This is a genomic window from Bacillus sp. 522_BSPC, from assembly GCF_001076885.1.
Taxonomy (GTDB): Bacteria; Bacillota; Bacilli; order Bacillales; family Cytobacillaceae; genus Niallia; species Niallia hominis.
This window is the reverse complement of sequence record NZ_JVDT01000239.1, coordinates 1-2,548: the sequence shown is the minus strand read 5'-3', so window position 1 is coordinate 2,548 and position 2,548 is coordinate 1. Positions and strand designations below refer to the sequence as shown.

General features: G+C 32.6%; 3 protein-coding genes. 1 reads left to right on the top strand and 2 read right to left on the bottom strand.

Annotated elements, in window-relative coordinates:
• Positions 1-128: 128 nt before the first annotated feature.
• Complete coding sequence (locus tag ADJ83_RS24485) at positions 129-518, bottom strand: hypothetical protein (protein WP_051641015.1); 390 nt, start codon at positions 516-518, stop codon at positions 129-131.
• Between the two features lie 93 nt (positions 519-611).
• The gene (locus tag ADJ83_RS19530; protein ID WP_081836706.1) at positions 612-1,655 is read right to left on the bottom strand and encodes an IS1595 family transposase; all 1,044 of its coding nucleotides are present in this window, start codon (positions 1,653-1,655) and stop codon (positions 612-614) included.
• Between the two features lie 206 nt (positions 1,656-1,861).
• Between ADJ83_RS19530 and ADJ83_RS19525 the strand changes: the two genes are divergently transcribed.
• A complete protein-coding gene (locus tag ADJ83_RS19525; RefSeq protein ID WP_048718851.1) occupies positions 1,862-2,125 on the top strand; it encodes a pro-sigmaK processing inhibitor BofA family protein in 264 nt (87 codons plus the stop codon).
• The last annotated feature ends 423 nt before the right edge of the window (positions 2,126-2,548 follow it).

The window sequence follows — 2,548 nt, the reverse complement described above, 5'->3', positions numbered from 1 at the left end:
GGCTCTGTTAAAGTTTAATGTTGATATTTCTTATAAAACGAAACCTCCTAATTTACGGAAGTTCCATTTTATAATATTTGCTTATTCAACTAACGCACCCGTTTGTTTAAGTACATCATTTCACAAAGCTAAAAATTTTGCTCTTCCCATTTATCAGAAATTACAGCTTTAATAAACTTTCCTTTTTTAACTTCGATAGCTATTGCTTCTTTTTGGCTAATATCTGTGATTTCATAATACTTTGTCCCAACTTCATATTCATTAGAGAAGTTCCCACTTGTGTTAGAACTTTCAAGGTCTGAATATGAAGTAACTTTACCGATTTCTTGACCTATTTTGTCTTCTTTAATTTCCTCTTCTGCTACAACATAGGTTTGATTTTCCCATTTAACGAATGGATATGCCCAGCTTGCACTGGCATCATTTTGTATTTCATTCTCTGATTCACCATCATTTAAAGAACAACCAGATAATAATAAAAGAATTCCAGAAATTATTACTAATAATTTCTTTCGCATATAAACACCTCCCATATATTAGACGGTTCCATTACAAAAAAGATTCATCAGATTTTTATTAACCTGCGTCGTTAGTTGAACAAGCAGTGATGTTTATATCGTGAATTTAGCTAACCTAAGTGTATCATATGTTTCCATATTTTGTATTAAATTCCCTTTAATCATCAAGTCATTCATAGTAATAGGATTCCTTTGATGTTGAATGGATTCTAACACCCGAAACCAAGCAAGGTAATTATTCAGGTATTTAGTTGCAACTCCATTAAAACGTTGTATCCATCCTTTAAGCCTTCGGTGATAATTGTTAACGTTCTGGATATGGTATAGTCCCTTTGTGCGAACCTTACCATCAGACTTGAATTGATAAATATCCATACCTTTTTCAGCGGCATATGTTTTAAAGGCACGCCAAGAATCGGTGCATAAAACATTTTCATCAGAAAGTTTATGTCCGATAGCTTTGTCTAACTGCTCTTTTGTTAATCGACCCATTCCCAATGTCTGTGAAAAAGTCATCTTTTCACGGTCTCTTGCGACTAAGACACATACTTGTTCGTTGCTTATGCCACGTTTCTTAGCGGAACCACCACGTTTACGGGGTTTTCTGTCTTTAATCTTTCTTTGTCCTTTTTCGGAGTATAGGAAATAGGTCTCGTCCATTTCGACGATACCTTCAAAATTCGATATTTCCATTTGTTTTAATGATGATAAGAGTTTGTGTCTCCAGTAAAATAAGGTGACATGAGTAACATTACCAACTAATTCAGCAGATTTACGCAGGGAATATCCTTCTATCATACATTCGATGAATTTAATCCATTGATTGAGATGGCGTGTTCGATATAGAGCAGTATTTGTTAGGTCAGTAAATGTCTTTTTACACGCTTTACAGCGGTAACGTTGCTTTTCTACTTCATCTCCATCAACAATAGTGGAGTATTTGCCATACCGAACGATATGTTCTGATTCGCAGTCAGGACAATGATAACCGCTCTTATTTTTACGTTCAGATATTTCTTGCAGAATAGTTCCTGTTGAAGAAGATGCAGTAAGTGCATCAATTAAATACTCTCGTAATCGGTGCTTTTCTGCTGGATTTAGTTTTTGAATGGCTTTAAGAATATCAGTTGCTCTCACGTTTATCACCACTTTTATATAGTTAAACCCATTATAGAACATAAGTTCCTGTTAATCAATTTATCAACAACAGACTTTAACAGAGCCAAATAATAAAAAGTATTGGATATAGTCTTATAATTCATAGGAAAAGTTGTCCCTTCTAGGTCTTATTTATAGAAAGTATACATAATTATAAATACAAGCATAGTGAGGGAGGATGGATAGTGAGCCCGATTGTTATTATATCTATTGTTATCGGTTTAATTATTTTGTTGCTAGTAGTTGGAACACCAATAAAGCCGCTTAGAATGATTGGACAAGGTATTATTAAAATTATGATAGGTGCATTATTTTTATTTTTCCTAAATACGGTTGGTAATCAATATGGTATACATGTGCCGATAAATTTTGCGACTTCAACTGTGTCAGGGATATTAGGAATTCCAGGTGTAGCAGCGTTAGTAGCTATTCAATTGTACATTATTTAAAGGTATATTTACTATAATTTGATAGAGATTATCTATACTACTCAAAAGGAATGAATAAACCTTTGAAGAAAAGATAGATAATCTTTTTTTGTGAGTTTTATAATAGTTAGGGTGGGAAGGTGGTTTATTCATTTAGTAGACGATACTTAATTGTAATTGATTTTTATCACACTTTGGAAATGAAGTAAGACTCTCATCTTTTATTAAGGAACATTATCTATTATTTAATCATTTACTGATTACGATAAAAGTGAAGAAAAAAGGGTTGACTTCATTAAGGAAGGGTGATAGTATATAAAAAGTCGTCAGATTGATTAAGTTAATCGCTGAAAATTACTTTTTGAAAAAGTAGTTGACTTCAAAAATTGATTATGATATTATATAAAAGTTGCTTCTGATAGCAACAAACAAATTGCTCTTTGA

Coding starts and splice junctions, on each gene's coding strand:
- ADJ83_RS24485 (WP_051641015.1), bottom strand. CDS start 518: ATGCGAAAGAAATTATTAGTAATAATTTCTGGAATTCTTTTATTATTA.